Origin of the sequence: Ilumatobacter coccineus YM16-304, from assembly GCF_000348785.1 — a bacterium.
Taxonomy (GTDB): Bacteria; Actinomycetota; Acidimicrobiia; order Acidimicrobiales; family Ilumatobacteraceae; genus Ilumatobacter_A; species Ilumatobacter_A coccineus.
The window spans coordinates 4,552,478-4,569,270 of record NC_020520.1 but is presented as its reverse complement, the minus strand read 5'-3'; the positions used below and the strand labels follow the sequence as shown (position 1 = coordinate 4,569,270).

19 protein-coding genes are annotated in these 16,793 nt (G+C 67.8%); 12 read left to right on the top strand and 7 right to left on the bottom strand.

Annotated elements, in window-relative coordinates; translation table 11 throughout:
* The first annotated feature begins 69 nt into the window (after positions 1-69).
* Both YM304_RS20315 and YM304_RS20310 read left to right on the top strand, forming a co-directional pair.
* Positions 70-672, top strand: coding sequence for a TetR/AcrR family transcriptional regulator (locus YM304_RS20315; protein ID WP_015443613.1), 603 nt, complete (start codon positions 70-72; stop codon positions 670-672).
* A gap of 31 nt (positions 673-703) precedes the next feature.
* A complete protein-coding gene (locus tag YM304_RS20310; RefSeq protein WP_041300955.1) occupies positions 704-1,258 on the top strand; it encodes an alpha/beta hydrolase family protein in 555 nt (184 codons plus the stop codon).
* 24 nt (positions 1,259-1,282) lie between these two features.
* On the opposite strand, the gene YM304_RS20305 is transcribed toward YM304_RS20310, so the two are convergent.
* Complete coding sequence (locus tag YM304_RS20305) at positions 1,283-1,549, bottom strand: hypothetical protein (RefSeq protein ID WP_015443611.1); 267 nt, start codon at positions 1,547-1,549, stop codon at positions 1,283-1,285.
* Between the two features lie 10 nt (positions 1,550-1,559).
* A complete protein-coding gene (locus tag YM304_RS20300) occupies positions 1,560-2,330 on the bottom strand; it encodes a phytanoyl-CoA dioxygenase family protein (protein WP_015443610.1) in 771 nt (256 codons plus the stop codon).
* A 122-nt stretch (positions 2,331-2,452) separates the two neighbouring features.
* Here YM304_RS20300 and YM304_RS25455 point away from each other — a divergent pair, with 122 nt between their 5' ends.
* Positions 2,453-4,006: a phytanoyl-CoA dioxygenase family protein gene (locus YM304_RS25455; protein ID WP_197536909.1), complete on the top strand. Its 1,554-nt coding sequence runs from the start codon at positions 2,453-2,455 to the stop codon at positions 4,004-4,006.
* A 27-nt stretch (positions 4,007-4,033) separates the two neighbouring features.
* Here the strand turns inward: YM304_RS25455 and YM304_RS20285 are convergent, their stop codons facing one another.
* The gene (locus YM304_RS20285; RefSeq protein WP_173401490.1) at positions 4,034-4,222 is read right to left on the bottom strand and encodes a hypothetical protein; all 189 of its coding nucleotides are present in this window, start codon (positions 4,220-4,222) and stop codon (positions 4,034-4,036) included.
* A 74-nt stretch (positions 4,223-4,296) separates the two neighbouring features.
* Here YM304_RS20285 and map point away from each other — a divergent pair, with 74 nt between their 5' ends.
* From map to phnE, 4 genes are all read left to right on the top strand, one after another.
* A complete protein-coding gene (gene map / locus YM304_RS20280; RefSeq protein WP_197536907.1) occupies positions 4,297-5,289 on the top strand; it encodes a type I methionyl aminopeptidase in 993 nt (330 codons plus the stop codon).
* 193 nt (positions 5,290-5,482) lie between these two features.
* Positions 5,483-6,667 carry a phosphate/phosphite/phosphonate ABC transporter substrate-binding protein gene (locus tag YM304_RS20275; RefSeq protein WP_015443606.1) on the top strand — a complete coding sequence of 395 codons (1,185 nt, stop codon included), beginning with the start codon at positions 5,483-5,485 and terminating at the stop codon, positions 6,665-6,667.
* Between the two features lie 218 nt (positions 6,668-6,885).
* Complete coding sequence (gene phnC, locus YM304_RS20270; protein WP_015443605.1) at positions 6,886-7,716, top strand: phosphonate ABC transporter ATP-binding protein; 831 nt, start codon at positions 6,886-6,888, stop codon at positions 7,714-7,716.
* Complete coding sequence (gene phnE, locus YM304_RS20265; RefSeq protein ID WP_015443604.1) at positions 7,716-9,539, top strand: phosphonate ABC transporter, permease protein PhnE; 1,824 nt, start codon at positions 7,716-7,718, stop codon at positions 9,537-9,539. The genes phnC and phnE overlap by 1 nt, the downstream gene beginning before the upstream one ends.
* Positions 9,540-9,578: 39 nt before the next feature.
* On the opposite strand, the gene YM304_RS20260 is transcribed toward phnE, so the two are convergent.
* The gene (locus YM304_RS20260; RefSeq protein ID WP_015443603.1) at positions 9,579-10,331 is read right to left on the bottom strand and encodes a GntR family transcriptional regulator; all 753 of its coding nucleotides are present in this window, start codon (positions 10,329-10,331) and stop codon (positions 9,579-9,581) included.
* A 99-nt stretch (positions 10,332-10,430) separates the two neighbouring features.
* Entirely contained in the window at positions 10,431-10,952 is a 522-nt protein-coding gene (locus YM304_RS20255; RefSeq protein WP_015443602.1) for a disulfide bond formation protein B, read from the bottom strand.
* 93 nt (positions 10,953-11,045) lie between these two features.
* On the opposite strand from YM304_RS20255, the gene YM304_RS25160 reads away from it, so the two are divergent.
* From YM304_RS25160 to YM304_RS20230, 5 genes are read left to right on the top strand one after another with little or no spacing between them, the layout of a single operon-like run.
* Entirely contained in the window at positions 11,046-11,486 is a 441-nt protein-coding gene (locus tag YM304_RS25160; protein ID WP_015443601.1) for a copper chaperone PCu(A)C, read from the top strand.
* On the top strand, positions 11,483-12,346 hold the full coding sequence (locus YM304_RS20245) for a sulfite exporter TauE/SafE family protein (protein ID WP_015443600.1): 864 nt from the start codon (positions 11,483-11,485) through the stop codon (positions 12,344-12,346). Before YM304_RS25160 ends, YM304_RS20245 begins: the two co-directional genes overlap by 4 nt.
* A gap of 58 nt (positions 12,347-12,404) precedes the next feature.
* Positions 12,405-13,040, top strand: a complete 636-nt coding sequence (locus YM304_RS20240; RefSeq protein WP_083908508.1) for a rhodanese-like domain-containing protein — start codon at positions 12,405-12,407, stop codon at positions 13,038-13,040.
* Complete coding sequence (locus tag YM304_RS20235) at positions 13,037-13,339, top strand: rhodanese-like domain-containing protein (protein WP_015443598.1); 303 nt, start codon at positions 13,037-13,039, stop codon at positions 13,337-13,339. Before YM304_RS20240 ends, YM304_RS20235 begins: the two co-directional genes overlap by 4 nt.
* Positions 13,336-14,718 (top strand): MBL fold metallo-hydrolase, encoded by a 1,383-nt coding sequence (locus YM304_RS20230; RefSeq protein WP_015443597.1) that lies wholly within the window; start codon positions 13,336-13,338, stop codon positions 14,716-14,718. Before YM304_RS20235 ends, YM304_RS20230 begins: the two co-directional genes overlap by 4 nt.
* A gap of 4 nt (positions 14,719-14,722) precedes the next feature.
* Here the strand turns inward: YM304_RS20230 and YM304_RS20225 are convergent, their stop codons facing one another.
* Together YM304_RS20225 and YM304_RS20220 are read right to left on the bottom strand one after the other, a co-directional pair.
* The gene (locus YM304_RS20225) at positions 14,723-15,196 is read right to left on the bottom strand and encodes a rhodanese-like domain-containing protein (protein ID WP_015443596.1); all 474 of its coding nucleotides are present in this window, start codon (positions 15,194-15,196) and stop codon (positions 14,723-14,725) included.
* A gap of 154 nt (positions 15,197-15,350) precedes the next feature.
* The gene (locus tag YM304_RS20220) at positions 15,351-16,781 is read right to left on the bottom strand and encodes an aldehyde dehydrogenase family protein (RefSeq protein WP_015443595.1); all 1,431 of its coding nucleotides are present in this window, start codon (positions 16,779-16,781) and stop codon (positions 15,351-15,353) included.
* Positions 16,782-16,793: the final 12 nt, after the last annotated feature.

The following is a 16,793-nucleotide window of genomic DNA, read 5'->3' as shown; positions in this document are numbered from 1 at the left end:
ACGGTATGGAGTTCGTCTGGACATTGCAACCGATTGGTTCAAAACAGACGTTGCCCTTACAGTGTCAATATGGCAGACACCAGCACACTTGGTAGGCCGCGCTCGTTCGACGAAGCGCTCGTGCTCGACCAGGTGACTGCCCTCTTCTGGCGCCAGGGCTACGCGGCGACATCGATGAGCGACATCGTCGAGGCAACGGGCGTCCACAAGCCCAGCCTGTACCGCACCTTCGGTACCAAGGAAGAACTGTTCGCCACCGTGCTGCGTCGCTACCTCGACGTTCGCCTCGATGCGTTCGCGCGGTTCATCGAGTCGGCGGGTACCGGTGTCGAGGCCGTCCAGTACTTCTTGGACCTCTTCGAAGACAATGTCGTCGAGGGCGCGGGGCGAGACGGCTGCCTGCTCGTCATGGCGAGCAACGAACTGCATGGAACAGCGCCAGGGTTCGAGAACTTCGGGTCCCAGTCCCGTGGTGCGTTGCGCGCCGCACTCTCCATTCTCGTCGAACGGGTGCAGCCCGATGGCGAATCGAGCGATGAGCTCGTCGCGAGTCGCAGCACCTTGCTCCTCACGTGTCTGCAAGGCCTTCAGGTGATCAGTCGATCGGGCGACCTCGCCGAGATCCGTCGACACATCGACGCCGTGCGCGACCTCGTCGACACCTGGCGCTGACGAGTCGGTCTCGGTGCGCGATGCTTCGATCGTGACCTCATCGCCATTCACGAAACGCAACCGGCCGGCAGGACTGGTGCTCACTCCGGGAGCGAGCGCCGACCGCGATCACCACACCCTCGTCGCCATCGACGAGGCGCTGACCGACCTTCCCGTGCTCCGGCTCACGCTCGGCACCAACCGCGTGCCGAGCGCCGTGAAGAAGATCGTCGCCGCGAGCGAAGCGTTCGCCGCCGAGCTCGGCGTGTCACTCGACCGACTCGCGTACGGCGGTCGCAGTTTCGGTGGGCGGTCGTGTTCGGTCGCCGTGGCCGAAGGCCTGCCCGCCGCGGCCCTGGTGCTGCTGTCGTATCCGTTGCATCCGCCGGGCAAGCCCGACAACCTGCGCGTCGAACACTTCCCCGACATCGCCGTCCCGACACTCTTCGTCTCGGGCCGCAAGGACCCGTTCGGCACGCCCGACGAGTTCGGCGAACACGTGCCAGCGGTTGCCGGCCCGACCACGGTCGAGTGGGTCGACGGCAACCACGCACCGAAGAACGACGCTCCGGTCATCGAGCACGTCAGCGCGTTCCTCGGCTACTGATGGCGTAGCGCCGGCGTCGTCGGGTCAGCCGCCCGATCGAAGCCGACGCCGCTCGACCGCGCGCTGCCACTTGTTCTGACGGCTGCGACACGCCTTGCGGCAGTACCGCTGGTTCGCCGTGCGTCGCTCGAACAGTTCGCCGCAGCGCCAGTACGCGCACACCGACAGACGATCGGGATCGACCTCTGCACCGTCGTCGTCGACATGGTCGTCGACAAGGAGATCAGGATCGAGACCGGAATCGCGGTGGCCGGGGTCGGGTCGTCGTGCTGCGCTGATACGACGAGTCAACCAGATCCGGTCAGGCGACGGGACGGCCGAGGAAGTCGTCGCTGATGCTCACGCGCACCGTGCCGCTCGCCGAACGAGCGCCGCCGCGAGCGAACTCGGTGTCCTTGTCGGCGTAGTACGCCTCACGGAAGTCGCCGCGACTCGCCGCGTTGTACGTGAGGTACAGCGCTCGGCGCGGGTGGTTGGTCGTGTTCGTGTCGCTGCGATGCGGCGCGTACGAATCGAACGCGAGCAACTGCCCCGGCCGCACCTCGATCGGCTGCCAGTCGAGGCTCGCCACCGCGGCATCGGTGAGACGCCCACGCTCGTCGGTGTCGAGTTGGCCGTGCGTGTGCCCGGGGGCGAACCACAGGCAACCGCTCGCCACCGTGGCCGGATCGATCGGCACCATGACCGACACGTGGTGGTCGACGAAGCGGTAGGCCGGAGCGTCCTGGTGCGGGGCGAAGCCGCCGCCACCCGGATGCTTGTAGTTGACCTTCTCCTTGAACAGCACCGCCGGCTCGCCCAACATCGCGCCGACCACGTCGGTGACGATGCCGGAGCGCACGAACGCGCCGAGGCGCTCGTGCACGTCGGCGAATCGCTCCGATCGAGCGAGCGCCGGCCCGCTGTCGGTCTGCTCGAAGTGGTGGAGGCCCGGGCCGTCGTTCGACGCCCACGCCGTGAGTTCGTCGATCGCCTCGCGGAGTTCGGCGAGGCCGCGTTCGTCGACGGCGTCGTCGACGAGGAGCCAGCCGTTTCGGTTCCACTGCTCGGTTGCTTCGGTCGAGGTCAACATGACGCCGACGCTAAGCGCGCACTCTGCGCGGTGGACTCGTGGCACCGAGTGTTCAGGCAGGCTTCACCCGCGCGTCGCCGTCCCGTCGTGTTCCCCACACCTCGTCTCGCGACGCTGAGCACGTGAGTTCACCGACGGTCCAGCCCACCAACATCGATGCCATGACCTCGACCGTCGAACGGGTCCTCGATGCCGCGACGCTCGAACGATGGCGGCGACACGGCTACGTCCACCTGCCCGATCTGCTCACCCCCGAGGTCCGCGAACGCCTCGCGACCTGGGCCGACGACGTCGCCCACTCCGACGACGAGCGACTCCTCCAGCACCACGAGATGACCGACCACGGGCCGGCACTCGCACGAACCGAACACTTCGCCACCGTGCACCCCGAACTCGGCGCACTGATCCTCGACGGACCGATCAGCCGAGCTGGCGAGCAATTGCTCGGCGAACCCGTCGTGCTCTACAAGGAGAAGATCAACCACAAGCTGCCGGGCGGCGCCGGGTTCGCCCCGCACCAGGACGCCGCCGCCTACCGCTTCGTCGGAACGCACCTCACCTGCATGGTGGCGATCGACGACGCCACGATCGACAACGGCTGCCTCGACGTCGTCGCCGGGTGTCATCACGAACTGATCGTCGACGACGGCGACGGCTGCCTGCCCCCGTCGGCCGAGCGAGCGCTCACATGGCAACCGGTCGAGATGCGCGCCGGCGACGTGCTCTGGTTCCACAGCCGCACACCCCATCGCAGCGGCCCGAACACCTCGACGTCGTCGCGGCGGGCGCTCTTCCTCACCTACAACGCGGCGGCCGACGGTGACCTGCGCAGCGCGTACTACGCCGACAAGATCGACCGGCTGCGCCATCATGTGGGCGACGACCGAGCGCGCGTGAGCACCATCGGCCACTTCCTCGGGCGAGCGGTGAGCGACGACCAGCCCCGGAACGACGAGCACCGCAACGACGAGCACCGTGACGACGAGCACCGGAACGACGAGCAGCCTGACAGAGGACACGACGCCATGACCGAACAGCACGACATGGACGAACAGCGCACCGTGAACCAAGAGCGCGGTGCGGGTGGCGCTCCCGTTCCGTGGATGCACCTGCGCACCGCCTCCGACGTGGCGGCGGCCATCGTCGACCTCTACGAGCGTCGCGGCGACAGCCATTACGACGAAGTCGTGAGCCAACTCGCCCACGCGCTCCAGTCGGGCGGCCAGGCGATGGACCACCGCGCCTCGGCCGACGCGATCGTCGCTGCCTTCCTCCACGACATCGGTCACCTGCTCGTCGACGAACACGACGGCAACGGCGACTTCCTCGCTCGCGACCTCCACCACGAAGACGTCGGCGCTCGCTTTCTCGCCAACTGGTTCGGCCCCGCCGTGACCGAACCGATCCGGCTCCACGTGCCGGCCAAGCGGTACCTCTGCGCCGTCGATCCCACCTATCGAGACGGGCTCTCGGAGGCCTCGAAGCGCAGCCTCGAGGTGCAGGGCGGGCCGATGACCGACGACGAGGTCGCCGAGTTCGAAGCGCTCGACGGGTTCGAGACCGCCGTCGATCTGCGTCGATGGGACGACCTGGCAAAGGTCGACAACGCGCCGACGGTGTCGCTCGACACCTTCCGCACGCTCATCGAGTGCGTCGTCAAGCCGTCGGCAGCGTGACCAGCCGCGGCTGACGCGGCGGGCGAGTCAGCGGCGTTCGATCCAGTCGACGATCGCCGGACGCAGCCACAACCGAGGGCGGCCCGTACCGAGATCGACCACCGGGCGCGGCATGTCGGCGTAGCGACGCTGGTACAGGCTCACGCTGTTGGGATGCGCGAGGCCGAGCATCGACGCGAGCTCTCGGGAGTCGATCAGTTCGTCGGTGTTCACCATCGGCGCCACGACGTCAGCATACCCACGCGTCTCCACCCGTAGACATCGAGCGTCTACGCCCATAGACTGCCGCGATGGCAACGATGACGCGGATGAAGCTCAAGGCGAACGACCGGTGCTGGTGCGGCAGCGGTGGCAAGTACAAGCGCTGCCACGGCGACCAGCGGGCGCTCGACCTCGCGCCCGTCGAACTCGGCACCGTCTCGCCGCCGCGGCCCGTCCCCGACACGATCGCGCGGCCCGACTACGTCACCAACGGCGTGGTCGGCACGTCGCGCGCCCCGCAGATCCACGACGCCGACTCGCTGGCGCGACATCGACACGCCTGCGCCGTCGCTGCCGAAGTGCTCATCCGCACCGGGGAGCACGTCGCCGTCGGCGTGACCACCGACGAACTCGACGCGATCGCGCACGACATCTACGTCGAACTCGGCGCCTATCCGAGCGACCTGCACTACAAGGGCTACACGAAGTCGATCTGTACGTCGGTCAACGGCGTCATCTGCCACGGCATCCCCGACGACCGTCCGCTCGCCGACGGCGACATCGTCAACATCGACGTCACCGCCTACATCGATGGCATGCACGGCGACACCTCCGCCACGTTCCATGCGGGCACCCCCGTCCCGGCCATCGCCGGCTTGGTCGACACGACCCGCGAGGCGACCTTGCGCGGCATCGCCGCCATTCGCCCCTTCGACCGTCTGCAGCTGATCGCCGAAGCGATCGAACCGTTTGCTGCGTCTCGCGGCTACTCCGTCATCCGTGAGTACGGCGGCCACGGCATCGGAGCGACCTTCCACGCCGACCCGCACGTGTCGCACCACATCGACCGCTTTGACGACGTCATCGTCGTGCCCGGCATGACCTTCACCATCGAACCGATGCTCACGTCCGGTCGCCCCACCTTCCATCAGGCTGCCGACGGCTGGACCGAGCACGCCGACGACAACCGCCCGTCGGCGCAGTTCGAACACACCGTGCTCGTCACCGACTCCGGTGCCGAGATCCTCACGGTCACCGCCAGCGGCGAGTCGGCCGCCGGCACCCTCGACTCACTCGCGTAGCCACCACGCACGCGCCGCGCCGCTTGTTTCTTTTCGACCCGGTCCGAAGGAAACAACCGCTTGTTTCTTTTCGACCCGGTCCGAAGGAAACAAGCGGCGGGAACGGGGGTGTCGACGACTGTTCGCAGCATCGCCCTCTGCTGTCCGCCTGCACGCAACCTTGCGTTCAAGTCGGGTGCTTAGACACTGAGTCGTGAACAACTCTGCCAACCACACTCCCCGCCGCCGCCTGGTTCAGGCCACCGGTGCCATCGCCTCTCTGGCCCTGATCGCCGCCGCGTGCGGCAGCGACGACGAGGCCGCCGCCCCGGCCGATGCCGAGGTCGCTCCCGTCGCGGCCGCCGCCGACGAGCCGGCAGAAGCGCCCGCCGAAGAAGCGCCCGCCGAAGAGCCGGCAGCAGCACCCGCCGAGGAGGCGCCCGCCGAAGAGCCGGCAGCAGCGCCGGCCGAAGAAGCCGAGCGTCCCGCCGACTGGCCGACCTCGCTCTCGTTCGGCGCCGTGCCGGCCGAGAACGCGTCGAGCCTCGAAGCCGACTTCGCCACCACCAAGGCCATCCTCGAAGACGAACTCCAGCTCGACGAGATCGAGTTCTTCCAGGCGACCGACTACGCCGGCGTGATCGAAGGCATCATCGCCAACCGCATCGACGTCGCCCAGTTCGGTGGCTTCTCGTACGTCATCGCCACCAGCAACGGCGCCGACATCAGCGTCGCCGGCGTCATGACCGAAGGACCCGACATCGAGCCCGGCTACCGCAGCTACGCCCTCACCCAGGCCGACAACGACGAGATCAACTCGATCGAAGACTTCGCCGGCAAGAACATCTGCTTCGTCGACCCGGGCTCCACCTCGGGCTTCCTGTTCCCGTCCGAAGGCCTCCTCGCCGCCGGCATCGACCCGTCGGAGACCTCGACCGACATCAACCCCACCTTCGCCGGTGGACACGATGCAGCAGCGATCTCGGTCGCCAACGGCGACTGCGACGGCGGGTTCGCCTACGACTCGATGGTGACCACCCAGCTCATCGACAACGGTGACATCTCCGGCGTCATCGACACCCTCGAAGACGAGACCGTCAACGAAGCCGAGGCCGAACTCAAGATCGTGTGGAAGAGCCAGACGATCTCCGGCGCCCCGATGGCGATCAGCAACGCGCTGCCCGCCGACTTCATCGCCGCCTACCAAGAGGTCGTCACCACCAAGGTCAACGCCGACTGGGCGATCGCCAACGGCTACTGCTCGGGCACGCTCGAAGAGAACGACTGCGCCTTCGCCGACGAAGCCGACACCTGGGGCTTCGTCGCCAAGGACGACTCCTTCTACGACGGCATCCGCCAGGTGTGCGAGATCACCGGCGCCTCCAAGTGCGAGAGCTGAGGTTCGTCGTCACCACTCGGTGACACCCCTCGGCTCCAGTTCCGGCGCCCGCGATGGTCCTCTCCCCCGGCCATCGCGGGCGCCGCAAGCCGTCACGGCAGCCACCCTCCGGCACGGCGTTCTTCCCGCCCGCCAGCCCGACTCTCTTCCCGCCCGCCGGCCCGACTCTCTTCCCGCCCGCCAGCCCGATCCAGAACACACCACTGCAGGAGCACCCCATGAACCAGACCGAACGTCCCGATGTCGTCACGGTGAGCGGCCTCCGCAAGGAGTTCGACGGCGGCGGCGTCGTCGCCCTCGACGACGTGAGCTTCACCGTCCCCGAAGGACAACTCCTCGTCATCATCGGCCTCTCCGGATCGGGCAAGTCGACCCTGCTCCGACATCTCAACGGGCTGCACCAACCGACCGCCGGATCGGTCGAGGTGCTCGGCACCGACGTGGTCGCCGCGTCGGGCCGAGACCTCCAACACCTCCGACGCGACGTCGGCTTCGTGTTCCAGCAGTTCAACATCGTCGGACGACTCAGCTGCATCGAGAACGTCCTCACCGGAGCGCTCGGCACGCTCCGGGGCCCGCGCTTCGGGGCCCGCATGTATCCCAAGGCGCTCCGCCGCCGAGCGATCGAACAACTCGACCGTGTCGGCCTCGCCGATCGCGCCTGGCAGCGCACCGACACGCTCTCGGGAGGTCAGCAGCAGCGCATCGCCATCGCCCGCACGCTCATGCAGCAACCCCGCATCGTCCTCGCCGACGAACCCGTGGCATCGCTCGACCCCGAGATCTCGGGACAGGTGATGGACGTGCTGTTCCGGTGCTGCGTCGAAGACAACATCACCGTGCTGTGCAGCCTGCACCAGGTCGACCTCGCGATCGACTGGGCCCACCGACTGCTCGGGCTCCGCGACGGGAAGGTCGTCCTCGACAGCCCGGTCGACGGCTCGGTCGATCACGCCCGCATCATGGAGGTGTACCGGCGCCTCGACCCGACCGGCGCGAAGCTCGACGAGTACGCCATCGAACAGCTCCCGGCGCGGATTCCGGCCTGATGTCGCTCACCGCCGACGTCGTCCACGCCGACCCGACCCGAGCGCTTCGGGAGGTCCCCCTCCGCGCCCCGTGGACACGACGCCGGATCCTGCTCAACCTCATCGCCGCGACGTTCGTGATCGGCGCCATCTGGGGCCTCCGACGCGTCGAGATGTCGCTGTTCGCACTGATCGACGGCTGGCCCGAGACGTGGAGCCTGCTCCAGCGGATGTGGCCGCCGTTCATCCCGGCCGAAGATCGTCGCCAGGTCCTGACACTCCTGCTCGACACCTTCTTCATGGCGTTCCTCGGGACCGTGATCGGCGTCGTGCTGTCGGTGCCGCTCGGGCTCCTCGCGTCGCGCAACGTCGCGCGCAACCCGATCGTGAGCGGCGTCGCCCGCGCGATCATCGCGTTGGCGCGAGCGGTCCCGTCGCTCGTGCTCGCCCTCGTGTTCGTCCGCGTCTTCGGTATCGGGCCGATCGCCGGTGTGCTCGCACTCGGCCTCCACTCGATCGGGTTCTGCGGAAAACTGTTCTCGGCGGCCGCCGACAACATCGAACTCGGCCCGCGTGACGGCGTGGCCAGTACCGGCGCATCGAGGATGCAAGAACTCCTCTCCGGCGTGTGGTCACAGATGACCCCGTCGGTCATCGCCACATCGCTCTACCGCGTCGAGATCAACTTCCGTGAAGGATCGCTCATCGGCCTCGTCGGCGGTGGCGGCATCGGGCTCGCCATACGCGGCTACCAGGGCAGCCTCCGCTATCAGGAACTGCTCGGCGTCACCCTCGTCGTGGTCGTGGCGGTCATCGCCATGGAACTCCTCTCGCAAGCTGCGCGCCGCACGATTCTCGGCGACAGCGACCCGTTCGGGAAGCGCGCAGCCGGCGCCGGCGGTCGCTTCGCCATCACCACCATGTTGGCCAAGGCGCTGCGTCCCATCCGCCGCCGCCTCGACGGCCGCAACGACTCGCCGAACACCGTGACGACGACGACACCACCGAGCACGAGCGTGCCGACCGGCCTCGATCAGGTCACGGCGATCGCGGCGAGCGACGTGCCGCTCACCCCGCCGTGGACCCCAGAGCGAATCAAGCTGTCGTTGCTCGCGGCCGGCGTCGCGCTGTGCACGCTGCTGTCGTTCGTGCTACCCGACATCGACGTCGGGCGGTTCTTCACCTCGCTCGTCGATCTGCCGTCGACCCTCTGGAAGCTGGTGCCCAGCAACCTCGACTTCTGGACCGAACGGATCCGCAGCGACCTGATCGACACGATCGCGATGGGGCTCGGAGCCACCTTCATGGCGATGCTGTTCGCGCTGCCGCTGTCGTTTCTCGCTGCCTCGAACGTCGCACCGAACCGGTTGGTGTTCCGAGCGACGCGCTTCGTGATGATCGTCGTTCGCGCCACCCCCGAACTCGTGCTGGCCGTGCTGTTCGTCGCAGCGCTCGGGCTCGGGCCGCGAACCGGCACGCTCGCTCTGGCGGTCGGCATCTTCGGCTTCTCCACCCGGCTCTTCGCCGACGCCATCGAAGAAGCCCGATCGGGCCCGCGCGAAGGCGTCGTCTCGGCCGGCGCGACCCGGCTCCAAGACACCGCGGCCGCCGTGACGCCACAGGTGTGGCCGGCGCTGGTGAGCCAAGGTCTCTACATCTTCGACATGAGCCTGCGCGCCTCCACGGTGCTCGGCATCGTCGGCGCCGGCGGCATCGGCTTCATGCTGAGCAACTCGATGCGAACGCTCAACTTCGAGGTCACCGGCGGCATCATCCTCTGCATCTTCGTCATCGTCGGTGCGATCGAAGCGGTGTCGAACTGGGTCAACCGCCAGATCACCTGACGCGACGTGGCGCCCGACGACCGGGCGCCGACGGAGCGCTCAGTCGTGCGCGGCGGCGACCATCGACGGTGCGGTGCCGCGCGTGAAGTTCGAGACGAACCGGTACCGGCCGCCGCGGATGAGCGTGGTGCGCCACTCGATCGGTGTGCCGTCGGCCGTGCCGAGACGTTCGAGCGAGAACGCCGCCTCGCCACGCTGCATCGAGAGCAGCTTGCGCTGTTCGGGTGTGGGCAGGATCGGCGCGATGCGTTCCCACCCGGCATCGGGTGACACGCCGACCCGCGCCGCGAGTTCGTCGTACAGCGCCGTGCGTCCGAAGTCGCTCGTCAACAACGGCTCGGCCAGGCTCATCGGCAGCCACGACCGATCGAGCGCCAACGGCTCGTCGTCGGCGCAACGGATCCGCTCGAGGAAGAACAGGGGAGTGTCGGGGTCGAGCCCGAGGTGCTCGGCGACCGCCGGGTTGATGTCTTCTCGCAACTCCAGCACGTGACTGCGCTGCGTCGCACCCGACGCCTCCACCGACTGGAACAGGCTGTAGAGCGCACCCAGCGGCTGCTCGAACTCGCTCCGGTTCACGACGGTGCCGCGGCCGCGCTCGCGACGCAGGATGCCCGAGATGTTGAGGTGGCGGATCGCCTCGCGCACCGTGTGGCGGCTCACCTCGTACTCGGCGACCAACTCGGCGTCGGTCGGGAAGCGATCGTCGAATTCGCCGGTGTCGAGGCGCTTCTTGAGATCGGCTTCGAGTTGTGCCCAGAGGGGCATCGGGCTGTCGCGATCGAGGGTCACGGGGCTCCTTGTCGGCCGAGCGCCGGCCACCGGATCGGGCGAGCCGACTGGGTGCGACCGGGCGAACGGCTTTGGTACGGACAAACAGACTCTATGACGTCATTCCGCCGATGCCGCATCGGGCGTCCAGCGCAGTCCGACGATGCTGGAGATGATGATGACGGCGAACGTCGCGCCGGCCATCTGCGGGATCGTGACGAACCCGAACGCTTCGACCCACTTCGCGGTGCACGGGTTGGTGATGGCGCACGAGTTCGAGCCCTGGTCGGGGAACAGCTGGAGCTGGATGTGATAGATCGAGATCGCCGCGCCGATCGAGCTCAGCACGAGTGAGTACCGCAGCGCCGCTCGGTCGCGGAAGATCAGCGCCGCCACCGTGATGGCAGCGATCGGATACATCGCGATGCGCTGGTACCAGCAGTACTTGCACGGGAGGTAGTCGGCCACCTCCGAGAAGTAGAGGCTTCCGAGGGTCGCCCCGCTGGCCGCCACGGCCACCAGGACCGGGGCGATCCGGCCGAGTTCGTGGCGGCCGCGAGCGAAGGTCATGGCGCCGATCACGCCGGCGAGTCCGACCACCAGTGCGATGGCGAACAGGTTGCTGACGTCACGTGGGTCCATGGGTTGCGTCCATTCGAAGAGAGAGGGGCCGACCGCCGCGACGGCCGAGGTTGCTATTTGTACGTACATATTGTACGGTCATTTGTGATCAGTATGCGTTTCTCGAACCAGATTCTCGTCGCCACACTCGTCGCCGCAACGTTCGGCGCCTCCTGTGCCTCGGACGATGATGCCTCGCCGACCACCGAGATCGTCGTCGCGGGCGCTCCGCTGACCATGTCGGGACCTGCGCTCGTCGGCGCCGCCGACGGATCGCTCGCCGTGATCGGCACCCTGTCGAACGTCACCGACCGCACCATCGAAGTCGTCGGTGCGACCAGCACGGTCGGCGGAGCGTCATTCGAGTCGGAGACCGGCTCGATGAACTCGGTCGTGATCGAACCGGGCGACACGCTCGAACTCGAGCTGGCCGGCACGCACCTCGTGCTCGACGAGGCGCCCAACGGCACCGACACCGCCACCATCACCCTCGAACTCGACATCCAAGACGAGTTCACCTTCGACGCAGCGCTCGAGACGGGCGGCGAGACGTGACCGGAGAGATCATCGCCATCGCGCTCGGACTCGTCGTCGGCTTGTCGCTCGGCGCGCTCGGCGGCGGCGGCTCGACGCTCGCCGTGCCGATCCTCGTGTTCGTGGCGGGCTTGCAGGCCCAGGACGCGACGACCGCCTCACTCCTGGTGGTCGGCGTCGACTCCGGCATCGGCGTGATCAGTCACTTCCGCAACGGCAACGTCCGGCTCGGAGCCGGAGTCGCGTTCGGCGTCGCCGGAATCGCCGGGTCGCGACTCGGTCTGCTCGTCAACCGCTCGCTCGACGAGAACGTGCTGCTGCTCGCCTTCTCGGCGTTGATCGTGTTCGTCGCGATCCGCATGTACCGCAGCGCGCAGCCCTCGGCCTCCGACCCCGATCCCGCGCCGGCGAACAGCACTCCGCACCCCGACGCCGACGACCGACCCGACCCCGCCAGCGGAGTGGCGATCAAGGAACGCGTCGCCACCACACCGAAGCTCGACCTGTCGCCGGCCGCACTCGCCAAGCTCGCCGGCGCCGCCACGCTCGTCGGCGTCCTCACCGGGCTGTTCGGTGTCGGCGGCGGCTTCGCCGTCGTCCCGGCGCTCACGCTCCTCCTCGCCTTCCCCGCCAAGGAAGCCATCGGCACCTCGCTCGTCGTCATCGCCATCAACGCCGCCATCGCGCTCACCATGCGCTCGGGCGACATCGGCTTCGACTGGGCGGTCGTCGCCCCCTTCCTCGCCACCGTCACCGTCGGCGTCGTCGTCGGCACTCGCATCGCCAAAGACATCGACGCCGGCCGCCTCACCCGCAGCTTCGCCCTGATGCTCGGCGCCGTGGCCATCTACACCGCCGCCTCCACCCTCCTCACCGCCTGACACTCACCGACCCGACCATCCCTTCGACTTACCAACCCCCTCACACAGCGAGAAACACATGACCAACACCGCAACACCAACCACCACGCAATCGACCTCCACCACGTCAGCCGGGTTGCCCGGCACCGATGTGATCGATGCGCAGACCCTGCGCGACCTGGTCGCCGCCGACCCGCTCGTGCGCATCCTCGACGTGCGTACCGGCGGCGAGTTCGACTCCGTGCACGTGCCCGGTTCGTACAACGTCCCGCTCGACACGCTGTCGGAACACGCTCGCGACCTCGCCGACCTCGAGCACCCCGTCGTGCTCGTGTGCAAGTCCGGAGCGCGAGCCGACCAGGCCCACACCAAGCTCACCGGAGCCGGCAAGCAACGCCTCCACCTCCTCGAAGGTGGCCTCGACGCCTGGATCGCATCCGGCGGCGACGTGGTCCGCGGCACGAGCGAGACCTGGGCGATGGACCGTCAGGTCCGCCTCGTCGCCGGCACGATCTCCCTCGTCGGGATCCTCACCTCGATCTTCGTGCCCAAAGCAAAGTGGCTCGCCGGTGGCGTCGCCGCCGGACTCACGTTCTCGGCCGTCAGCAACACCTGCGCCATGGGCAACGCGCTCGCTCGCCTGCCCTACAACAAGGGGCGTGGCTGCGACGTCGGCGCCGTCCTCGACGAGATGAGGAACGGGGAGGCGTCATGACGCATCGCAACCATCCGGTCGTCGACCACGCCACCGTCGTCGACGCCGACACACAGTTCGTCGATGTCCGCGAACCGGACGAATACGCCGGCGGCAGCATCGACGGGGCGGTCAACATCCCGCTCTCCGAACTCGCCGATCGACTCGACGAACTCGACCCCGCTCGTCGCACGGTGCTGCTGTGCCGGAGCGGTCAACGCAGCGAACGAGCCGCACGGTTCCTGACCGACAGCGGCTTCTCCACAGTGATCAATCTCTCAGGCGGCATGCTCGCCTACAACGGAAAGGTGACGTCATGAAGTTCACTCAGTACTACCTCGACTGCCTGTCACAGGCGTCGTACCTCATCGGCGACGAGACCTCCGGGCGCGCCGTCGTCGTCGACCCGCGACGCGACATCGACGAGTACGTCCGCGATGCCGAAGCCGCCGGTCTCACGATCGAACTGATCATCGAGACCCACTTCCACGCCGACTTCCTCTCCGGTCACCTCGAACTCGCCGCCGCCACCGGTGCAACGATCGCCTACTCGAGCATCGCCGCGACCGAGTTCGAGTCGCGCAAGCTGGCCGACGGCGAACGCATCGAACTCGGCGACGTCGTGCTCGAGATCCGCCACACGCCCGGACACACGCCCGAATCGATCAGCATCGTGGTGTGGGAACACGCCGGCGACGCCGAGCCGTACGGCGTGCTCACGGGCGACACGCTCTTCATCGGCGACGTCGGTCGCCCCGACCTGCTGTCGTCGATCGGCTTCACCCGCGAAGAACTCGCCAAGCAGCTCTATGCGAGCCTGCACACGAAGCTGCTCACCCTGCCCGACACCACCCGTGTCTTCCCGGCGCACGGTGCCGGGAGCGCGTGCGGCAAGAACCTCTCGACCGAGACGTCGTCGACGATCGGGGAGCAGCGTCGCAGCAACTATGCGCTGCTCGCCGAAGACGAGCAGACCTTCTTCGACCTGGTCACCGAAGGGCAGCCTCCGGCACCCGGCTACTTCGTGTTCGACGCGATCCTCAACCGCCAGGACCGCGAACTGCTCGACGAGACGGCCGACCCCGATGCGCTCGACCTCGACGGCTTCGATCGGCTCGTGGAGGGTGGCGCGATGATCATCGATGGTCGTGACCCCGAAGAGTTCGCCCACGGCCATCTCGCCGGATCGATCAACGTCGGCCTCAACGGCCGCTACGCGGAGTTCGCCGGATCGGTCATCCACAGCGACGTCGACATCGTCCTCGTCGTCGACCCCGGATTCGAGCGCGAGGCCAAGAACCGCCTCGCACGCATCGGATTCGACCGGGTGGTCGGGTTCTTGCGGGCACCGCTCGCCGTCATGGCCGACCATCCCGCTCGGGTTCGTCAGGCATCGCGCCTCACCGCCCGCGAGTTCGACCAGCGCTCAGCCGAGATCGAACGGCTCCAGGTCGTCGACATCCGCAATCCGGGCGAGGTCGAACACGGCACGATCGGCGACGCCGTCACCATCCCGGTCGGTCAGCTTCCGTCGCGGCTCGGCGAGCTCGATGCCGCCGCGCCGACCGTCGTGTACTGCGCCGGTGGATACCGGTCGTCGGTCGCCGCGAGCGTGTTGCGCCAAGCGGGGTTCGACGACGTGTCCGACATCCTCGGTGGGTACGGCGCCTGGGTCGAGGCCCAGGCAACGGCGAGCTGAGGGGTCAGCCGGCGACGACCGGGAGACCGGCGTCGATCCAGCTCACGATGCCACCGTCGACATCGTCGACCGAGGTGAACCCGAGGTCGGCCATGATCGCCCGAGCCTGGCTGCTCCGGTTGCCCGAGCGGCAGTACAGGACGTAGGGGACATCGGGATCGAACGTCGCCAACTCCTCGGCGAAGTCGTCGCGGTAGAAGTCGAGCAGCACGGCGCCCTCGATGTGGGCCTCGTCGAATTCCTCTTGCGTTCGCACGTCGAGGATCACGAGATCGTCGGGAGCATCGGCGATCGTGGCGGCCGCATCCTGCGGCGACACCACCGTGATCCCCGTCGCGCTGTCGGCGGCGGCAGCGGCGGGCTGCTCTTGTGCGGCAGCAACCGAGGTGTCGGCGCTGTCGGAATCGCTCCCGCCGCAACCGGCGAGCGTGACGACGGAGACGAGCGTGGCAGCGACGAATGAGCGAGTCGACATCATGCGCCCAATTGTACGGTCATTTCCGTGCGCGCGACCTCGGCCCGCTGCGCGTTGGCTTGTTTCCCTCGGACCAGGTCGAAAAGAAACAGGCGGTTGTTTCCCTTGGACCGGGTCGAAAAGAAAGGTCGAAAAGAAACAAGCGGGGCGGTCGGGGTCAGGCGGGGAGCTGGATGGCCTTGGTCTCGAGGAACTCGTCGAGGCCGGCCCGACCGAGTTCGCGGCCGTTGCCCGATGCCTTGTAGCCGCCGAACGGGGCGAGCGGGTTGAAGCGGCCGCCGTTGACCATCACCTGTCCGGTCCGGAGCCGACGAGCGGCGGCGATGGCGTTGTCGTCGGTGTCGGCCCACACCGCACCCGACAGCCCGAACGGCGAGTCGTTCGCGATGGCGATCGCATCGTCGTCGCTGTCGGCCGGGATGATGCACAGCACCGGGCCGAAGATCTCCTCTTGGGCGATCACCATCGAGTTGTCGACGTCGGCGAAGATCGTCGGCTGCACGTAGAAGCCGACGTCGTAGCCCTCGGGATCGTCGGGTCCACCCGCCACGAGGCGAGCACCTTCGTCGATGCCCGTGCGGATGTAGTCCTGCACCGTGGTCTTCTGTGACGCCGACACCATCGGGCCCAGGAAGTGCTCGTCGCTCGTCGGGTCGCCCATCGACAACGAGTTCAACGCCTCGACGGCGAGATCGACCACCTCGTCCTGCCTGCTGCGCGGCACGATCATGCGGGTGAGCGCGGTGCAGGTCTGGCCGCAGTTGAGCATCATGCCGGTGATGCCGGCGGGCACCGCCTTGGAGATGTCGGCGCTCTCGAGGATGACGTTGGCCGACTTGCCGCCGAGTTCCTGGCAGATGCGCTTCACGGTCGGCGCACCGAGCTCGGCGATCCGCGCGCCCGCCTCGGTCGACCCCGTGATCGAGATCATGTCGACGTCGGGATGCACGCACAGGGCTTCGCCGACCGTGCGCCCGGCACCGGTGACGAGGTTGAACACGCCGGCCGGCACCCCGACCTCGTGCATGATCTCGGCGAGCACGAACGCGTTGAGCGGTGTCTCCGAACTCGGCTTGACGATCATCGTGCAACCGGCGACCAGCGCCGGCGCGACCTTGCCGACGATCTGGTGCAGCGGGTAGTTCCACGGCGTGATGAACGTGCACACACCGATCGGCTCCTCGACGACCATCGAGTTGCCGACGCGCTCGGGTTCGGCGGCGGCGTACTCCCGGCCGATGCCGACGTAGCTCTGCATGACCATCGTGGGCAGTCCGGCCTGCACGCGTCGCGCGTTGGCGATCGGCATGCCCTGCTCGGCCGAGACCAGCGCAGCGATCTCTTCGGAGCGCTCGGCCATCGCCGCGGCGATCTTCTCGACGTAGTCGGTGCGCTCGTCGATCGACAGTTGCGACCACGACTCGAACGCTCCGCGGGCCGCGGCCACGGCGGCATCGGCATCGTCTTTGGAGGCGGCGGGAACCGACGCGAAGACCTCCTCGGTCGACGGGTTGACGACCTCGATGACGTCGGTTCCGGTGGCGGCGACCCACTGGCCGCCGATGTAGAGATCACTGTGTACGCGCATGGGCTCACACTA